Raw genomic sequence first — 16,489 nt, 5'->3', positions numbered from 1 at the left:
TGCCGGGTTTAACAGAGTCATGGACAAAATTGATCATCATCGCCGTAAATGGCTGGCGCTAGGCGGCGCAGCTATGGGCATAGCGCTGCTCCCTGGGCAGGCGTTTGCCAGTCTTTCCACCGCTCGACCGCGTATTTTAGTGTTGAATAACCTGAATACCGGTGAATCTATTAAAGCCGAGTTCTTTGACGGCAAAGGCTACAATAAAGAAGAGTTGGTTCGGCTAAATCATCTGTTCCGCGATTATCGCGCCAACAAGGTTAAATCGATCGATCCCAGTTTGTTTGATCACCTCTATCGCCTGCAGGGGCTGCTGGGTACCAGCAAGCCGGTGCAGCTGATCTCCGGTTACCGTTCCGTAGATACCAACAACGAATTGCGCGCGCACAGCCGTGGTGTGGCCAAGCACAGCTACCATACCAAGGGCCAGGCGATGGATTTCCATATTGAAGGTATCCAATTGAGTAATATCCGTAAAGCGGCGTTAAAAATGCGCGCTGGTGGTGTAGGATATTACCCACGTAGCAACTTCGTGCACATCGATACCGGCCCGGTTCGGAGCTGGTAATCGCGGTGCCCTCAGTGAATAACGCCGCTCCTTGCGGAGGCGGCGTTATTGTCGTTGGAGCCTTATGAAATACCATCTTATTCCCGTTACCGCTTTTAGCCAGAATTGCAGCCTGATCTGGTGTGAAAACACGCAGCAGGCGGCGTTGGTCGATCCCGGCGGCGAAGCGGAAAAAATCAAAGCGGAAGTGGCGAAGCAGGGTGTGACAATCACGCAGATTTTGCTGACGCACGGCCATTTGGATCACGTCGGCGCGGCGGCGGAGCTGGCGGAACATTATCAGGTGCCGATTTACGGCCCGGATAAAGAGGACGCTTTTTGGCTGGATGGTTTGCCGGCGCAGAGCCGGATGTTCGGGCTGGAAGAGTGTGCGCCGCTGACCCCGACCCGTTGGTTGTCGGAAGGCGATGAGATGCAGGTGGGCGAGATGAAGCTCAAGGTGTTGCATTGTCCTGGGCACACACCGGGCCACATCGTCTTTATCAATGAGCAGGCGCGTTTGGCGCTGGTGGGTGATGTGCTGTTTAACGGCGGCGTGGGGCGCAGCGACTTCCCGCGCGGTGACCATCAGGCGCTGATCGCCTCTATTCGCACCAAGCTGTTGCCGTTAGGCGACGACATGCGCTTTATTCCCGGCCACGGTCCAATGTCGACCTTCGGTCACGAGCGCCAGACCAACCCGTTCCTGCGCGAAGAGCCGGCGGTGTGGTAACGATCATTTCCCGGCAGAAATAATTAAGGGGCGCATAGCGCGCCCCTTCAAACTGGTGGCTTTCGCCGACGCGCTTAGAGCACGGCGACGATGGCTTCACACAGCGGCGCCATATTGTCCGGCGTCATGCCCGCCACGTTCACCCGACCCGAGTTCACAGCGTAAACGCCAAACTCTTCACGCAGACGCAGCACCTGCTCTTTGGTCAGGCCGCTGAACGAGAACATGCCGTTCTGCTGGATGATGAAGCTGAAGTCCTGCTGCGCGCCTTTCTCCTGCAGGGTGTTCACAAACAGCTGACGCATGCGGTGAATGCGTTGGCGCATATCGGTCAGCTCTTGTTCCCACATCGCGCGCAGCGCATCGTTGCCCAGAATAGTGGCGACAACGGCGGCGCCGTGTGACGGCGGGTTGGAGTAGTTGGCGCGAATGGCCGCTTTCACCTGGCTGAAGGCGCGATCGGCGGTTTCGGCATCGGCGGCTACAATAGTGCAAGCGCCGACGCGTTCATTGTACAGACCGAAGTTTTTCGAATAGGAACTGGCGACGATCAGTTCTTTATGTTTGGCGGCGAAAATACGCAGGCCCTGCGCATCTTCTTCCAGGCCGTTGGCGAAGCCCTGATAAGCGAAGTCGAACAGCGGCAACCACCCGTTGGCGACGGAAAGTTCAGCCAGCTGCGCCCACTGTTCCGGCGTTGGATCGATACCGGTCGGGTTATGGCAGCAGCCGTGGAACAGCACGACATCGCCGGCCTGCGCCTGTTTCAGGCTGTTCAGCAGGCCGTCAAAATCCAACGCGTGGTTGGCGGCGTCATAGTAGGCGTATTCCAGCACTTCCAGGCCCACGGCGCTAAAGACGTTCTTGTGGTTCGGCCAGCTTGGGTTGCTGATCCAGATGCGTTTGGCGCTGGTCTGGTTGGCGATAAAGTCTGCCGCCACGCGCAGGCCGCCGGTGCCGCCAGGCGTCTGTGCGGTGCGCGCGCGGCGATCGGCGACGATCGGGCTCTCTTTACCGAACAGCAGCTCTTGCGTGCAGCTGGCGAACGCCGGGATGCCCTCAATGCCGAGATAGTTTTTGGTGGTCTCATTTTCCAACAGATACTGTTCAGCTTTCTTTACGCTGGTCAGCACCGGGGTTTTACCGGTTTCGTCTTTATAAACGCCAATGCCTAAATTGATTTTATTCGGGCGGGCGTCGGCGCGGAAAATGTCGGTCAGGCCCAGGATCGGGTCGGCGGGTGCGGCGGTGATTTTTTCAAACATGTCAGGTGCTTCCAAATCTCGGAGTTAAGCAGACAGAAGCATCAGGGTAGCGCCAGTTATCGGCTTTGCCAACCGTTTGCGATAAAAACACCGCGATCTTATGAACGTGAAGGATTCGACAGAAAAAATGATGGGGAAGGGGGAATCGGCAGGATAAAAAGTTACCGGCTGATACAAACAAAAACAGGGCCGAAGCCCTGTTTTTTTAACTTAGTCGACGGTGAACCGCCGATAAGCGAGACAACTTAGAACTGGTATACCAGACCAACGCCTACGATATCGTCAGTTGCGATGCCGGTTGCTTTGGTGAAGTCGTTGTCATCCAGCAGGTTGATTTTGTAATCAACGTAGGTGGACATGTTTTTGTTGAAGTAGTAAGTGGTGCCAACAGAAACATATTTAACCAGATCTTGGTCAGAACCCACGCCTGGGACGTTCAGGTTTTTACCCTTAGACTGCAGGTAAGACACTTCTGGGCGCAGACCGAAGTCGAACTGATACTGAGCAGTCACTTCGAAGTTCTGAGTTTTGCTAGCGAAGCCGCCGCAGTTTTCAGTCGCTGCGCAAGTGTTGGTGAAGTTACCGCCACCGAACGGAGTCATGTTACGGGTTTCTGCATACATTGCCGCCAGGTAGACGTTGTTGGCGTCATATTTCGCGCCCACGGTCCATGCGTCAGCCTTGTCGCCACGCTCGTTGGAACGCAGTTTCTGGTCGTCGGTACGGTTGGAAGAAGCGTATGCAGCGCCGAAGCTTACGCCTTCGCCGATGTCATAAGTAGAGGAAATGCCCCAGCCGTCGCCGTTTTGTTTTTTGACGTCACGGCCGTCGTTCTGGTTTTTGCCCTGGTATTGCAGAGCGAAGTTCAGACCGTCAACCAGACCGAAGAAGTTGTTGTTACGATAGGTCGCAACGCCGTTGGTACGGCCGGTCATGAAGTTGTCGGAGTAGGTGTAAGTATCACCACCGAACTCTGGCAGCATATCGGTCCAGCCTTCCACGTCGTACAGTACGCCGTAGTTACGGCCGTAGTCGAAGGAGCCGTAGTCAGCGAATTTCAGACCGGCGAAGCCCAGACGGGTTTTGGTGCCTTCGGTGCCCTGAGATTCGGCGTGGTTGGACTGAACGTTGTATTCCCACTGGCCGTAACCGGTCAGTTGGTCAGTAATCTGGGTTTCACCTTTGAAGCCGAAACGAACATAGGTCTGATCGCCGTCATTACCTTTGTCTTTGGAGAAGTAGTGCAGACCGTCAACTTTGCCGTACAGATCCAGCTTGTTGCCGTCTTTGTTGTAGATTTCAGCTGCGTTTGCTGCACCAGCAGCCAACAGAGCCGGGATTACCACTGCAAGAATGTTGCGCTTCATCATTATTACCCTCATTGGTGTTATTCGGACACCTTTGCCACTGCCGCCAATAATTCTTTGGGAACTATTGTTGATAGATTGGTGTCGTCCTGTGTCTGAACGCAGTGTTCCATTCACAGGCGGGTTAATCTAGGACGAAAATGATACCAATGTCCCAATCAGGTTGCAAAAGGAAAACATGTGTAACCAAATGTAATTTTTCGGGAACTTTGTGACGTGCGTCAATATTAAAAAATGCGAAAGGCCAGCGATGCTGGCCTTTGTTTTGTAACGAAATCGTTTAAAAAACGTGTGATCGTATAAATTAGAAGCTTGCGTTACGCGGCGTGCGCGGGAATGGAATCACATCGCGCACGTTTTGCACGCCGGTGACATAGGCGATTAAACGTTCAAAGCCCAGGCCGAAACCGGAATGCGGCACGGTGCCGTAGCGGCGCAGATCGCGATACCACCAGTAGTCTTCTTTATTCAGCCCCATCTCTTCCAGACGCTGATCGAGCACGTCGAGGCGTTCTTCACGCTGCGAGCCACCGATGATTTCGCCGATGCCCGGCGCCAGCACGTCCATGGCCGCGACGGTCTTGCCGTCTTCGTTCATGCGCATGTAGAACGCTTTGATGTCTTTCGGGTAGTTTTTCACCACCACCGGCGCCTGGAAGTGTTTCTCCGCCAGGTAACGTTCATGCTCGGAAGAGAGATCGATGCCCCAGGAAACCGGGTTTTCGAAGGTTTGGCCCGAGGCCAGCAGGATCTCAATGGCCTCGGTGTAGTCCACCTGGGCGAAATCGGAAGACACGAAGCGCTCCAGACGAGCGATAGCGTCTTTATCCACGCGCTCGGCGAAGAATTTCAGATCGTCGGCACGTTCATCCAGCACCGCCTGGAACACATACTTCAGCATGCTTTCGGCCAGGCCGGCGACGTCGTCCAGCGTAGCGAAGGCCACTTCCGGTTCGATCATCCAGAACTCCGCCAGGTGGCGGCTGGTGTTGGAGTTTTCGGCGCGGAAGGTTGGGCCGAAGGTGTAAACCTTCGACAGCGCGCAAGCGTAGGTTTCGCCGTTCAGCTGGCCGGAAACGGTGAGGAAGGCTTCCTTACCGAAGAAGTCTTCGCTGAAATCGACGGTGCCTTTGTCGGTGCGCGGCAGGTTTTCCAGATCCAGCGTGGACACGCGGAACATCTCGCCGGCGCCTTCGGTATCGGAGGCGGTGATCAGCGGAGTAGAGACCCAGAAATACCCATTTTCATGGAAGAAGCGGTGGATCGCCTGCGCCAGAGTATGACGTACGCGCGCCACGGCGCCGATCAGGTTGGTGCGCGGGCGCAGGTGAGCCACTTCGCGCAGGTATTCGATGCTGTGGCGCTTGGCCGCCATCGGGTAAGTGTCCGGATCGTCGACCCAGCCGACCACTTTGATTGCGGTAGCCTGCAGTTCGAAGCTCTGGCCTTCGCCCGGTGAAGCGACGACTTTGCCGGTGACTTCAACCGAACAACCGGTGGTCAGATGCAGCACTTCATCCTGATAATTCGGCAGAGAATTATTAACGACGGCCTGTAACGGATCAAAGCAGGAACCGTCATAGACGGCCAGGAAGGAGATACCAGCTTTTGAATCTCTCCGGGTACGTACCCAGCCGCGTACGGTGACTTCACTGTCAACCGCAGCACGACCTTGCAGTACGTCGACTACAGGCACTACGCTCATAGATTTCTCTCTTTAATAATTTGGTTTAGAAATAGCTTACAACCCAAGAATATGGGGGTAATGGCTATGTTACTTGCCGCGGTGCAGAGCACAAGCAGAAATCATCGGATTGGCGCAACATTTATCGCGGCTGACTGAAAAGAGGGCGTTCGGGATAAAAACAAAAAAGCCGGCGCGTAAACCGGGCCGGCTTTCTTTCTCTCTATATAGAGAAGGTTCAGCTGGCTTTCTTCACCAGCGGCAGATCGAAGGCCTTGCGCAAGGCCCGCACGAATGCCTGGTCCTGGCAGATGGTCTTGCCGGGGCTGTCGGAGAGCTTAGCCACCGGTTTGCCTTTGCATTCGACCAGCTTGATCACGATATTCAACGGTTTAACGCCCGGAATATCACAGGTCAGGCGCGTGCCGATACCGAAGCTGAGATTGATGCGCTGATAGAAGTGGCGATAGAGCGCCAGCGCTTTTTCCAGATCCAGGTTGTCCGAGAACACCAGCGTTTTGCTCATCGGGTCGATGCCCAGTTTCTGATAGTGGGCAATGGCTTTCTCACCCCACTCGACGGGATCGCCCGAATCGTGGCGCAGCCCCTGATAACGCTCGGCGAACTGCGGGCCGAAGTCGCGCAGGAAAGCATCCATGGTAATGCAGTCGGTGAGCGCGATGCCAAGCTGATCGGGGTATTCATCCAGCCAGGCCTGCAATGCGGCGCGCTGGCTGTTGGCCAGCACCGGGCTTATCTGCTGATGCGCCTGGAACCATTCATGCGCCTGCGTGCCGACCGGCGCCAGGCCGAGCTGATGCGCCAGATCGTAATTGCTGGTGCCCGACAGGTACGGGAATTCGGCCTGCAAGGTGCTGACGATGGCCTGTTGTACGCCCTGGGAGAAACGGCGACGGGTGCCGAAGTCCATCAGCTTGAAGCGTGAAAGATCCAAATCGCCCGCCAGCGTCTTGAACTGCGCCAACTTGGTTTGCAGGTGGGCTACCGCCTGTTCCGGCGTCGCCAGCGGAGAACGCCGGCGGTGCACCACTTCGCTGATCACCGCCAGCAGCGGCACTTCCCACATGATCACTTCACGCCACGGCCCGGCGATGCGGATTTGCAGCTTGCCGTCGCGGTTGTCGATGGTCACCTGCTGCGGATCGTATCGGAACGTGCGCAGCCAGCTCAGGTAATCTTGACGGAAGAAGGGCAGACCCGAAAGGTAAGCGAATTCGGCGTCGGTCAGCGCCAGCTGGCTCATCAGGGCGACCTGCGCGCGGATCTCGTCGGCATATTCGCCCAGCAGTTCGTCGCCGCGGCAGCGGAATTCCGCCGCCACGCTGATCGCGGGATAGCGATGGAACACTGCTTGCTGCATATGAAGCTTGTAAGCATCGGTATCAAGCAGTGATGTCAAAATCGGGGAAGCGTATTGAGTCATAGCGCGTTACAGCATCCTCGTCAGGCGCGTGTCCAAATCCGGATAATCATAAAAGTGGGGGTGGAGTATACCCGGATTATCCTGTTATTGAAGCTGCATCACACCATAAATCACCGAAGCGGGTCGAGGATTAAACGTGCCTTTATGGCGGGCTGGCGACGGCGGCGGGGGAAAAAAGCCAGATATGCCTGTAAGGTGAATGACTTAGCCTAATTAGTCATAAAAATTATAATGTTAATTATTTTAAACAACAAATCAGATAAACCCGGCCTGGGTGTGCACGCTGACCCGATCCTTGCCGTTCTTTTTGCAAAAATAGAGCGCTTCGTCCGCCTGTTTGATCGCCGCCTGCAGCGCAGTGAACGCGTTGACCGGCGCAATGCCGCAGCTGGTGGTGAAACGCACTTGCCGCCCGTCGGCCAGATTCAGCGTCAGGCGATGGGTGCGGGCGCGCAATTGCTCCATGATGTCCCGCGCGTTGTCCAACGAACAGTTGCCCAGCAGCACCGCGAACTCTTCGCCACCGTAGCGGCAGAAGATGTCGCTGGCGCGAAACGCGCGTTGCAACAGATGGCCGAATTCCACCAGCGCCCGGTCACCGACATCGTGGCCGTAGCTGTCGTTGAGCTGTTTGAAGTTGTCGATATCGATCAGGCAAAAGGCCTGCGGGTAGCTACCGTCGCCCAATAGCTGGCATTCGAGGAAGAATTTACGGCGGTTATAAATGTTGGTGAGCGGATCGAGGAAGGAAGAGGCCTCAAGCTCTTTAATCAGCAGCTGTTTCTCGCTTTCCAGCGAGACCTTGTCCAACTGATATTGTCTGAGCTGTTGAATGGCGTCGCTGATGGCGATCAGTTCCCGGCTGTAGAAGGCGTCGTTGCGATCGATATTCATCTCGCCGCGCGACAGCCGCACGATATTGTTGTGGGTTTTGGTCAACCAGCGGTTGATGTTGGTGCAGAACACCAGCGCCGGCAAAATGAACAGCAGCACCCCCAGACCGGCGAGCGCGATCATGCCGTAAATGGTGGTCTGGCTGTCATAAATCTTGTGACGCGAAGCGACGGTTTCCAGCTCGAAGCTGCGTTGATACAGCGTCTGAGAAAGCCCGCTCAACTCGTCGACATAGCGCGAGATCAGCGCGGCGGGATAGGGCTTTTGGGTATTGATGGCGGTGTATAGCCCATCGGTAATCTGCTTGAGGCGTTCGGTAGACACCTGGGTGAGCAACTGATTGACGATGCTGGTGGTTTGCACGTCGTCGTAGTTGAGCTTCATGAAGATCAACCGGGTGCTCAGCGCGTTCAGGACGCCGGTCAACTGAATGGACTTCAGATAGGCGTCTTTGCGATCGAGTGGGCTGACGTTGACGTCGATAATCTGATCGCTTAACTCCGTCAGCGACATATTCAGCCGGTTGTTGAGGCGAATGGCCTCGAGAAACATAAAGGAGTCGGTATCCACCATTCGGGTATCGTAGGTGTAGCGGTAATAGCTCTTGCTGGTTTGCGAGATGTAGTAGGCGCTGTTGATATTGAACAGGTTGGCGTTGGCGTTGTTGACCTGCGAAAGCTGCAGGTTGTCGTTATCCAGCAACTGTTCCATCAGGCCGATCATCGACAGCGCGGCGATTTTTTGCCGCACACCCAGCTCCCTGGCGACCGTGTCGTTCAGATGCTCGCGGATCCGGGCGATTTTCTCGCGCGCCACCCGATCGGCGGCCAGACACTGCGCGCGAGTGATTTGCGGATCGATCAGGCTCAAGCGTTTGAGACGGTGAGCCTGCAGCGAAGCCTGAAAGGCCTCGGAGATTTCTTTGGCGCGATCGATCTTATACAGGTTGAGCTGGTTATCGCGGTACTCGGTATGGGCTTCGAGCAGTTCCTCGACGATGAACAGCGAGAAGGAGGTCATCAGGCACAGGGTGAAAAAATAGATAGCGTATTTGATTTTCATAGTGCGAGTCATCCCTGAGCCTGATTCGGCAATTATACCATCATGCCGCCTGTGCCGCCTCAACAATGCCGGAGCGCCGCGAAGGCGGTTTTTTAGCATTAAATGCTGATTTTTATTTAGCCATTGGTCACCCGCGCTGCCATCTGGTGGGTGAACTATGATTTGCCTCTGATTTCTTTATCGCGCTTGCCCGGCGGATCTGGGCTTTTCAGCCAGCTGTGATACAGTTTATTCACAATCAGGTTCGCCGAGCGCCGCAGGGGAAATCTCCAGCGACGGCGCGGAGGAGAAGAGCGGCCTGGCACCTATAACTCACTGAGACGTTTAAGGGTTTTTATGACACAACAGCCACAGGCAAAATATCGCCACGATTATCGCGCGCCCGATTACACCACGACCGACATCGATTTGGACTTCAGTCTGGACGCGGAAACCACGCGCGTGACCGCCGTCAGTAAAATCAAACGTCAGGGCGCAGCCGGCGCACCGCTGGTGCTGGATGGCGAGGATCTGACGCTGGTGAGCATTCAGGTCGACGGTCAACCGTGGAGCGCCTATCGTCAGCAGGATAACCAGCTGATCGTCGAAGCGTTGCCGGCACAATTCACTCTGACCATCGTCAACGATATTCACCCGGCGAAAAACACCGCGCTGGAAGGGCTGTATCTGTCCGGCGATGCGCTGTGCACGCAATGCGAAGCCGAAGGCTTCCATCATATTACCTATTACCAGGATCGCCCGGACGTGCTGGCGCGCTTTACCACCCGCATCGTGGCCGACAAGGCGCGCTATCCGTTCCTGCTGTCGAACGGCAACCGTATTGGCCAGGGTGAATTGGCCGATGGTCGCCACTGGGTGCAATGGCAGGATCCGTTCCCGAAACCTTGCTACCTGTTCGCGTTGGTGGCGGGGGACTTCGACGTGCTGCGCGACAGTTTCACCACCCGTTCCGGCCGTAAGGTCGCGCTGGAGCTGTTTGTCGATCGCGGTAACCTGGATCGCGCCGACTGGGCGATGACCTCGTTGAAAAACTCGATGAAGTGGGACGAGACCCGCTTCGGTCTGGAATACGATCTCGACATTTATATGATCGTGGCGGTCGATTTCTTCAATATGGGCGCGATGGAGAACAAAGGGTTAAATATCTTTAACTCCAAATACGTGTTGGCGAAGGCGGAAACCGCCACCGACAAAGATTACCTGAACATCGAAGCAGTGATTGGCCACGAATACTTCCACAACTGGACCGGCAACCGCGTCACCTGCCGCGACTGGTTCCAGCTCAGCCTGAAAGAGGGGCTGACGGTGTTCCGCGATCAAGAGTTCAGTTCCGATCTGGGCTCGCGTTCGGTCAACCGCATCGATAACGTGCGCGTGATGCGCGGCGCGCAGTTCGCCGAAGACGCCAGCCCGATGGCGCATGCCATTCGTCCGGATAAAGTCATCGAGATGAACAACTTTTACACCCTGACGGTGTATGAGAAAGGTTCTGAAGTGATCCGCATGATGCACACCCTGCTGGGGGAAGAGAACTTCCAGAAAGGGATGCAGCTCTATTTCGAACGCCACGACGGCAGCGCCGCCACCTGCGATGACTTCGTACAGGCGATGGAGGACGCGTCCAACGTGGATCTGTCGCGCTTCCGCCGTTGGTATAGCCAGTCCGGCACGCCGCTGTTGACGGTGCGCGACGAGTACGATGCGGAAACTCAGCAATATCGCCTGCATGTCAGCCAGAAAACCCCGCCGACCGCCGATCAGCCTGAGAAGTTGCCGCTGCATATCCCGCTGGATATCGAGCTGTACGACAGCGAAGGTAACGTCATCGCGCTGCAGAAGGGCGGCCTGCCGGTCAACAACGTGCTGAACGTCACCGAAGCGGAGCAGACCTTCGTGTTCGACGGCGTGGCGCACAAGCCGGTGCCGTCGCTGCTGCGTGAATTCTCTGCGCCGGTGAAACTGGATTATCCGTACAGCGATCAGCAACTGACCTTCCTGATGCAGCACGCGCGCAATGAGTTTGCGCGTTGGGATGCGGCGCAGAGCCTGCTTGCGACCTACATCAAACTGAACGTGGCGCGGCACCAGCAGAAGCAGCCGTTGTCGCTGCCGCTGCACGTGGCCGACGCGTTCCGTGCGGTGTTGCTGAACGAGACGCTGGATCCGGCGCTGGCGGCGCAGATCCTAACGCTGCCGTCGGAGAACGAAATCGCTGAACTGTTCGCCACCATCGATCCGGAAGCGATCGCCGCGGTGCACGAAGCGATCGTTCGCTGCCTGGCGCGGGAGTTGGCCGATGAGTGGCTGGCGGTGTATCACGCCAACAAGACCGACGGCTACCGCGTGGAGCACGCCGACATCGCCAAGCGCGCCTTGCGCAATGTGTGCCTGGGTTATCTGGCGTTCGGCGAAGATGCGGCGCTGGCGGACCAACTGGTGAGCGAACAGTATCGCCAGGCGGATAACATGACCGACTCGCTGGCGGCGCTGTCCGCTGCGGTTGCGGCCCAGTTGCCGTGTCGCGATGCGCTGTTGGCGGCGTTCGACGAGCGCTGGCATCAGGATGGCCTGGTGATGGACAAATGGTTCGTGCTGCAGGGGAGCAGCCCATCGGCGGATGTGTTGAGCAAGGTGCGTGCGCTGCTGCAACACCGCTCGTTCAGCCTGAGCAACCCGAACCGCACCCGCTCGCTGATCGGCGGCTTCGCTTCAGGCAATCCGGCGGCGTTCCATGCGGCGGATGGCAGCGGTTATCAATTCTTGGTGGAGATCCTCAGCGATCTCAACCAGCGCAACCCGCAGATCGCCGCGCGCCTGATCGAACCGCTGATTCGCCTGAAGCGTTACGACGCCGGTCGCCAGGCGCTGATGCGCAAAGCGTTGGAACAGCTGAAAGGGTTGGAAAACCTGTCCGGCGATCTGTACGAGAAGATCAGCAAGGCGCTCGACGCCTAATCTTTTCACCGTGAATACCCAAAGGGACGGCCTGCGCCGTCCCTTTTTTCGTTCAATTCGCCGCCTGGCGTGGGCTGGCCGCGGTGACCGGCGGCGATAACACCCGCTCCAGCACTTCAGCTTCCAGTTCCGCCAGCCTGGCTGAACCCTTACGGCGTGGCCGCGGCAGATCGATGCTCAGATCCAGTCCGATGTGGCCCTCTTCAATCAGCATCACCCGATCCGCCAGCGCGATGGCTTCGCTGACGTCGTGCGTCACCAGCAGTACGGTAAAACCGTGCTGTTGCCACAGCGATTCTATCAGCCCTTGCATCTCGATGCGCGTCAGGGCATCCAGCGCCCCGAGCGGTTCGTCCAGCAGCAGCAGGCGGGGGCGGTGGATCAACGCGCGTGCCAGGGCGACCCGCTGCTTTTGTCCGCCGGACAGCGCCGCCGGCCAGTCGCGGGCGCGATCCGCCAAACCGACCGCGGCCAGCGCCTGCAGCGCCGCGTCGCGCCAGTGGCCGCGCAGCCCCAGACCCACGTTGTCGATCACCGTTTTCCACGGCAACAGGCGCGCATCCTGAAACATCAGCCGGGTATCCTCTTTGGCGGCGGCAAGCGGCGCATTGCCGCTGAGCAGCGCGCCGCTGCTGGCCTGTTCCAGGCCGGCCAACAGACGCAGCAGGGTGCTCTTGCCGCAGCCGCTGCGGCCGACCACCGCCACGAACTGCCCGGCAGAGATGCGTAGCTGAATGTTATCCAGCACGGTGCGGTTGCCGTAACGTTTGCCGATGGACTCCAGCGTCACCGGCGTGCCTTGCGCAAGGCGAGCGGGAAGGGTCATAGCGCTTCTCCCTGTTTCAGTTGATAGGCCGGATGCCAGCGCAGCCAGACGCGTTCCAGCAGTTGTGCGCCCACGTCCGCCAGCTTGCCGAGCAGGGCGTACAGCACGATCGCCACCACCACCACGTCGGTTTGCAGAAATTCACGCGCGTTCATCGCCAGATAACCGATGCCGGAGTTGGCCGAGATGGTTTCGGCGACGATCAGCGTCAACCACATGAACCCGAGGGCGAAACGCACGCCGACCATAATCGACGGCAACGCGCCCGGCAGCACCACCTGCGTGAACAGGCGAAAACCGCTCAGACCGTAGCTGCGCGCCATCTCCAGCAGGCCGCGATCGATGTTTTTGATGCCGTGATAGGTATTGAGATAAATCGGGAACAACGTGCCGAGCGCTACCAGAAAGATCTTGGCGGATTCATCGATGCCGAACCACAGGATCACTAGTGGGATTAGCGCCAGGTGCGGCACGTTGCGGATCATTTGCACCGAACTGTCCAACAGGCGTTCACCCCAGCGCGACAGCCCGGTAATAAAGCCGAGAATCAGTCCGATGCTGCCGCCGATGGCGAAGCCTAACAACGCACGCTGGCTGCTGATGCTCAGGTGCTGCCACAGTTCGCCGCTTTGGCTCAGGCGCCAGAAGGCGGCCAGCACCGCACTCGGCGCCGGCAAAATGCGGTTGGACAGCCAGCCGGTTTCGACGGCGACTTGCCAGATGATCACCAGCGCCAGCGGCAGCGCCCAAGGGGCCAGCCGGTACAGGATGCGTTGCGCGTTCTTTGCCATCGGGGCGCTCCTCAGCTCTGCGACACTTTTTGCGGAACATAGATGTTGGCCACTACTTCGCCCTGCGGGCGCACTGGTTGAAGGCGCGCGGGCGTTTCCTCCTGCGCCAGATCGAGGTGCGGAAACAGCAGTTCGCCGACGCGGTAGGCCTCTTCCAGATGCGGATAGCCGGAGAGAATAAAGGTGTCGATGCCCAGATCGGCGTATTCCTGCATGCGCGCCGCGACCGTCGGGCCATCGCCCACCAGCGCGGTGCCGGCGCCGCCGCGCACCAGGCCGATGCCGGCCCACAGGTTCGGGCTGATCTCCAGATTATCCTTCTTGCCGCCGTGCAGCGCCGCCATGCGCCGTTGGCCGACGGAGTCGAAGCGCGCAAAGGCCTGCTGCGCGTTGGCGATGGTTTCCTCATCGAGGTGAGCGATCAGCCGATCGGCGGCGCGCCAGGCTTCTTCGGTGGTTTCCCGCACGATGACGTGCAGACGGATGCCGAAGCGTACCTGCCGGCCCTTCGCCGCCGCTTTGGCGCGCACCTCTTCGATCTTCTCTTTGACCTGCGCCGGCGGCTCTCCCCAGGTGAGGTACATTTCTACCTGCTCGGCGGCCAGATCCTGCGCGGCGGCGGAGGATCCGCCGAAATAGAGCGGCGGGCGCGGTTGCTGCACCGGCGGGAACAGCAGTTTGGCGCCTTTCACCTGAATATGCTTGCCGTGGAAATCGACGGTTTCACCTTCCAGCACCCGGCGCCAGATATGAGTGAACTCGGTCGAGGCTTCGTAACGCTCTTCATGACTGAGATGCAACCCCTCCGCCGCCAGCTCTTCCGGATCGCCGCCGGTGACCAGATTGAACAGGGCGCGCCCGTTGGACAGGCGATCCAGCGTCGCCGCCTGACGCGCCGCCAGCGTAGGGGAGATGATACCCGGCCGCAGCGCGACCAAAAATTTCAGCCGCTGGGTGACCGGGATCAGCGAGGCGGCCACCAGCCAGGAGTCTTCGCAAGAGCGACCGGTGGGGATCAGCACGCCGCCGAATCCCAGCCGGTCCGCCGCTTGGGCGATTTGTTGCAAGTAACCGTGATCGACGCTGCGAGCGCCCTGTGCGCTGCCAAGATAGTGGCCGTCGCCGTGGGTGGGTAAAAACCAGAAAACGTTCAGGCTCATCGTCAATGCTCTCCCGTATTTATTGCGCGCTTGGGCGCCAGATGCGTTGCGAGATGTCGACCTTCACCGGCACCAGCCGGTTGGCGTAAAACAGGTCGGCGGTTTGCTGCTGCGCGGCGATCGTATGCGCATCGAGCGGTGTGATGGCGGTCGGGGGACGGTGATCCAGATAGCTGGCGATCACCGGTTCCGGCAGCCCCATGGCGTTGGCCAGCAAGGTCACGCTTTGCGCCCGGTCGCTGCGGGTGAGCGCATCGGCCTGGGTCAGCACCGTCAGGACCTGGCTGATAAAGGCGCCATTGGCTTCGACATAAGGGCGCGCCGCCAGATAGAAGGAACCGGTCTGGTTCAGATCGGTGCCGTCGCCGAGCACCCGCACGCCGCCCTGCAGCAGCGCGGCGGAATAATAAGGATCCCAGATAGCCCAGGCATCGACGTTGCCTTGCTGGAATGCGGCGCGCGCATCGGCGGGGGTCAGGTAGGCGGGTTGGATATCCGTAAATTTCAGGCCGGCCTTTTGCAGCGATCGCAGCAGCAGGTTGTGTGAGCTGGATCCTTTCTGAAATGCGACCTTATGGCCTTTCAGATCGGCGACGGTTTTGATCGGGCTGTTTTCCGGCACCAGGATCACTTCCGCCTTCGGTTTGGGCGGCTCAACGCCGACATACAGCAGGTCCGCCCCGGCGGCCTGCGCGAAGATCGGCGGAATATCACCGGTGCTGCCCAGATCGATGCTGCCGACGTTCAAGGCTTCCAGCATCTGCGGGCCGGCGGGAAATTCAATCCAACTAATGCGGGTGGCGGGGAAGCGCTCCTCCAGCAGCCGGTGGCTTTTCGCCAGCACCAGACTCACCGATCCTTTCTGGTAACCGATGCGAAATTGCGCCGGATCCTGCGCGACGGCGGCGTTGGCCCAGACCAGCGACAGCAGGCCGGTGAAGGCCGCGGCGCTCAGCCAACGTCGCAAAGCGTTGCGTTCTTTCATTCAGGCTCTCCTTTTCCAGGCGTTTCAGGCGGTTTGACGCGCCGTCAGCGGCGACGCGACGCGCAGCGCGGGCGGTTTGCGGCGCCCAAGCGCCAAATAGAAACTGGCGAGCGCTTCTTCCAATCGGGCGGCGACGGCGTCGGTAAGCGTGGCGCCTTCGCCGGTCAGCTGGATCTGGCTGTCGTCGGCGAACACGCCATGCAGCACCTCTTGCGCTTTCAGTGCCGCCAGCACCGGTTTCAGCGCATAGTCCACCGCCAGCATGTGGCCGACAGAACCGCCGGTCGCCAGCGGCAGCACCACCTTATGATCCAGCGCGCGTTCCGGTAGCAGATCCAGCAAGGTTTTCAGCGCCCCGGAGAACGACGCTTTATAAACCGGCGTGGAAATCAGCAGGCCGTCGGCCAGCGCCAGCTGGTCGGCAAACGCTTTGATCGCCGGACTGTTGAAGTTGGCGTACAGCAGATCTTCGGCATCGAAGTCGTGCAGGGTATAGGCCGTCACCTCCACCCCTTGTTGCCGCAGCCAGTTCTGACTCAGCGAGAGCAGCGCGGCGGAACGTGATGGGATGCGTGGGCTACCGGCCAGTGATATAACGCGCATTGCCACTCCTTATAACTAAAAGTTAGGTTTAATTAGAAAATTAATGGGAAGTGTTTTAAACCTACCAGCAACCGGGCGCGTTTTTTAAATCTCATTTTTTGATTTGGATATGCGTAAAAGCGGATTGGCGCCGATTTGGCAGTGACAAGGGAAAACGATTGCGTAAAAACGGC

At 58.3% G+C, this 16,489-nt stretch carries 13 protein-coding genes; 3 read left to right on the top strand and 10 right to left on the bottom strand.

The features are described 5' to 3' along the window. Positions 1-19: 19 nt before the first annotated feature. Together ACJ8M3_RS09430 and ACJ8M3_RS09425 are read left to right on the top strand one after the other, a co-directional pair. The gene (locus ACJ8M3_RS09430) at positions 20-568 is read left to right on the top strand and encodes a YcbK family protein (RefSeq protein ID WP_004928217.1); all 549 of its coding nucleotides are present in this window, start codon (positions 20-22) and stop codon (positions 566-568) included. 64 nt (positions 569-632) lie between these two features. Then, entirely contained in the window at positions 633-1,280 is a 648-nt protein-coding gene (locus ACJ8M3_RS09425) for an MBL fold metallo-hydrolase (RefSeq protein WP_033642573.1), read from the top strand. Between the two features lie 74 nt (positions 1,281-1,354). Here the strand turns inward: ACJ8M3_RS09425 and ACJ8M3_RS09420 are convergent, their stop codons facing one another. The 5 genes from ACJ8M3_RS09420 to ACJ8M3_RS09400 form a co-directional block, all read right to left on the bottom strand. After that, on the bottom strand, positions 1,355-2,545 hold the full coding sequence (locus ACJ8M3_RS09420; protein WP_033642574.1) for an amino acid aminotransferase: 1,191 nt from the start codon (positions 2,543-2,545) through the stop codon (positions 1,355-1,357). Positions 2,546-2,790: 245 nt separating this feature from the next. Beyond that, positions 2,791-3,915: a porin OmpC gene (gene ompC, locus ACJ8M3_RS09415; RefSeq protein WP_046686781.1), complete on the bottom strand. Its 1,125-nt coding sequence runs from the start codon at positions 3,913-3,915 to the stop codon at positions 2,791-2,793. 301 nt (positions 3,916-4,216) lie between these two features. Next, positions 4,217-5,617 carry an asparagine--tRNA ligase gene (gene asnS, locus ACJ8M3_RS09410; protein WP_089196852.1) on the bottom strand — a complete coding sequence of 467 codons (1,401 nt, stop codon included), beginning with the start codon at positions 5,615-5,617 and terminating at the stop codon, positions 4,217-4,219. 217 nt (positions 5,618-5,834) lie between these two features. Next, complete coding sequence (gene pncB, locus ACJ8M3_RS09405; protein ID WP_033642577.1) at positions 5,835-7,040, bottom strand: nicotinate phosphoribosyltransferase; 1,206 nt, start codon at positions 7,038-7,040, stop codon at positions 5,835-5,837. A 255-nt stretch (positions 7,041-7,295) separates the two neighbouring features. After that, on the bottom strand, positions 7,296-8,996 hold the full coding sequence (locus ACJ8M3_RS09400) for a GGDEF domain-containing protein (RefSeq protein ID WP_042784121.1): 1,701 nt from the start codon (positions 8,994-8,996) through the stop codon (positions 7,296-7,298). A 336-nt stretch (positions 8,997-9,332) separates the two neighbouring features. Between ACJ8M3_RS09400 and pepN the strand changes: the two genes are divergently transcribed. Beyond that, positions 9,333-11,951, top strand: a complete 2,619-nt coding sequence (pepN, locus tag ACJ8M3_RS09395; protein WP_047572033.1) for an aminopeptidase N — start codon at positions 9,333-9,335, stop codon at positions 11,949-11,951. Between the two features lie 52 nt (positions 11,952-12,003). On the opposite strand, the gene ssuB is transcribed toward pepN, so the two are convergent. From ssuB to ssuE, 5 genes are read right to left on the bottom strand one after another with little or no spacing between them, the layout of a single operon-like run. Beyond that, the gene (gene ssuB, locus ACJ8M3_RS09390; RefSeq protein ID WP_089196854.1) at positions 12,004-12,777 is read right to left on the bottom strand and encodes an aliphatic sulfonates ABC transporter ATP-binding protein; all 774 of its coding nucleotides are present in this window, start codon (positions 12,775-12,777) and stop codon (positions 12,004-12,006) included. Next, positions 12,774-13,568 (bottom strand): aliphatic sulfonate ABC transporter permease SsuC, encoded by a 795-nt coding sequence (gene ssuC / locus ACJ8M3_RS09385; RefSeq protein ID WP_033642581.1) that lies wholly within the window; start codon positions 13,566-13,568, stop codon positions 12,774-12,776. The genes ssuB and ssuC overlap by 4 nt, the downstream gene beginning before the upstream one ends. 11 nt (positions 13,569-13,579) lie before the next feature. Further along, entirely contained in the window at positions 13,580-14,728 is a 1,149-nt protein-coding gene (ssuD, locus tag ACJ8M3_RS09380; RefSeq protein WP_016928301.1) for an FMNH2-dependent alkanesulfonate monooxygenase, read from the bottom strand. A 19-nt stretch (positions 14,729-14,747) separates the two neighbouring features. Further along, positions 14,748-15,713, bottom strand: a complete 966-nt coding sequence (locus ACJ8M3_RS09375; RefSeq protein ID WP_089196855.1) for a sulfonate ABC transporter substrate-binding protein — start codon at positions 15,711-15,713, stop codon at positions 14,748-14,750. A 24-nt stretch (positions 15,714-15,737) separates the two neighbouring features. After that, positions 15,738-16,316, bottom strand: coding sequence for an NADPH-dependent FMN reductase (gene ssuE / locus ACJ8M3_RS09370; RefSeq protein WP_069100870.1), 579 nt, complete (start codon positions 16,314-16,316; stop codon positions 15,738-15,740). Between the last annotated feature and the right edge of the window lie 173 nt (positions 16,317-16,489).

This window comes from Serratia sp. CY55921 (genome assembly GCF_052167655.1).
Lineage (GTDB): Bacteria > Pseudomonadota > Gammaproteobacteria > Enterobacterales > Enterobacteriaceae > Serratia > Serratia ureilytica.
The sequence above is the reverse complement of the archived record's forward strand: the minus strand, read 5'-3'. Positions and strand labels throughout refer to the sequence as shown.

Excerpts from the sequence above, each read along its gene's own strand:
- ACJ8M3_RS09430 (WP_004928217.1), top strand. The coding sequence starts at position 20 with ATGGACAAAATTGATCATCATCGCCGTAAATGGCTGGCGCTAGGCGGC.
- ACJ8M3_RS09425 (WP_033642573.1), top strand. The coding sequence starts at position 633 with ATGAAATACCATCTTATTCCCGTTACCGCTTTTAGCCAGAATTGCAGC.
- ACJ8M3_RS09420 (WP_033642574.1), bottom strand. The coding sequence starts at position 2,545 with ATGTTTGAAAAAATCACCGCCGCACCCGCCGACCCGATCCTGGGCCTG.
- ompC (WP_046686781.1), bottom strand. The coding sequence starts at position 3,915 with ATGATGAAGCGCAACATTCTTGCAGTGGTAATCCCGGCTCTGTTGGCT.
- asnS (WP_089196852.1), bottom strand. The coding sequence starts at position 5,617 with ATGAGCGTAGTGCCTGTAGTCGACGTACTGCAAGGTCGTGCTGCGGTT.
- pncB (WP_033642577.1), bottom strand. The coding sequence starts at position 7,040 with ATGACTCAATACGCTTCCCCGATTTTGACATCACTGCTTGATACCGAT.
- ACJ8M3_RS09400 (WP_042784121.1), bottom strand. The coding sequence starts at position 8,996 with ATGAAAATCAAATACGCTATCTATTTTTTCACCCTGTGCCTGATGACC.
- pepN (WP_047572033.1), top strand. The coding sequence starts at position 9,333 with ATGACACAACAGCCACAGGCAAAATATCGCCACGATTATCGCGCGCCC.
- ssuB (WP_089196854.1), bottom strand. The coding sequence starts at position 12,777 with ATGACCCTTCCCGCTCGCCTTGCGCAAGGCACGCCGGTGACGCTGGAG.
- ssuC (WP_033642581.1), bottom strand. The coding sequence starts at position 13,568 with ATGGCAAAGAACGCGCAACGCATCCTGTACCGGCTGGCCCCTTGGGCG.
- ssuD (WP_016928301.1), bottom strand. The coding sequence starts at position 14,728 with ATGAGCCTGAACGTTTTCTGGTTTTTACCCACCCACGGCGACGGCCAC.
- ACJ8M3_RS09375 (WP_089196855.1), bottom strand. The coding sequence starts at position 15,713 with ATGAAAGAACGCAACGCTTTGCGACGTTGGCTGAGCGCCGCGGCCTTC.
- ssuE (WP_069100870.1), bottom strand. The coding sequence starts at position 16,316 with ATGCGCGTTATATCACTGGCCGGTAGCCCACGCATCCCATCACGTTCC.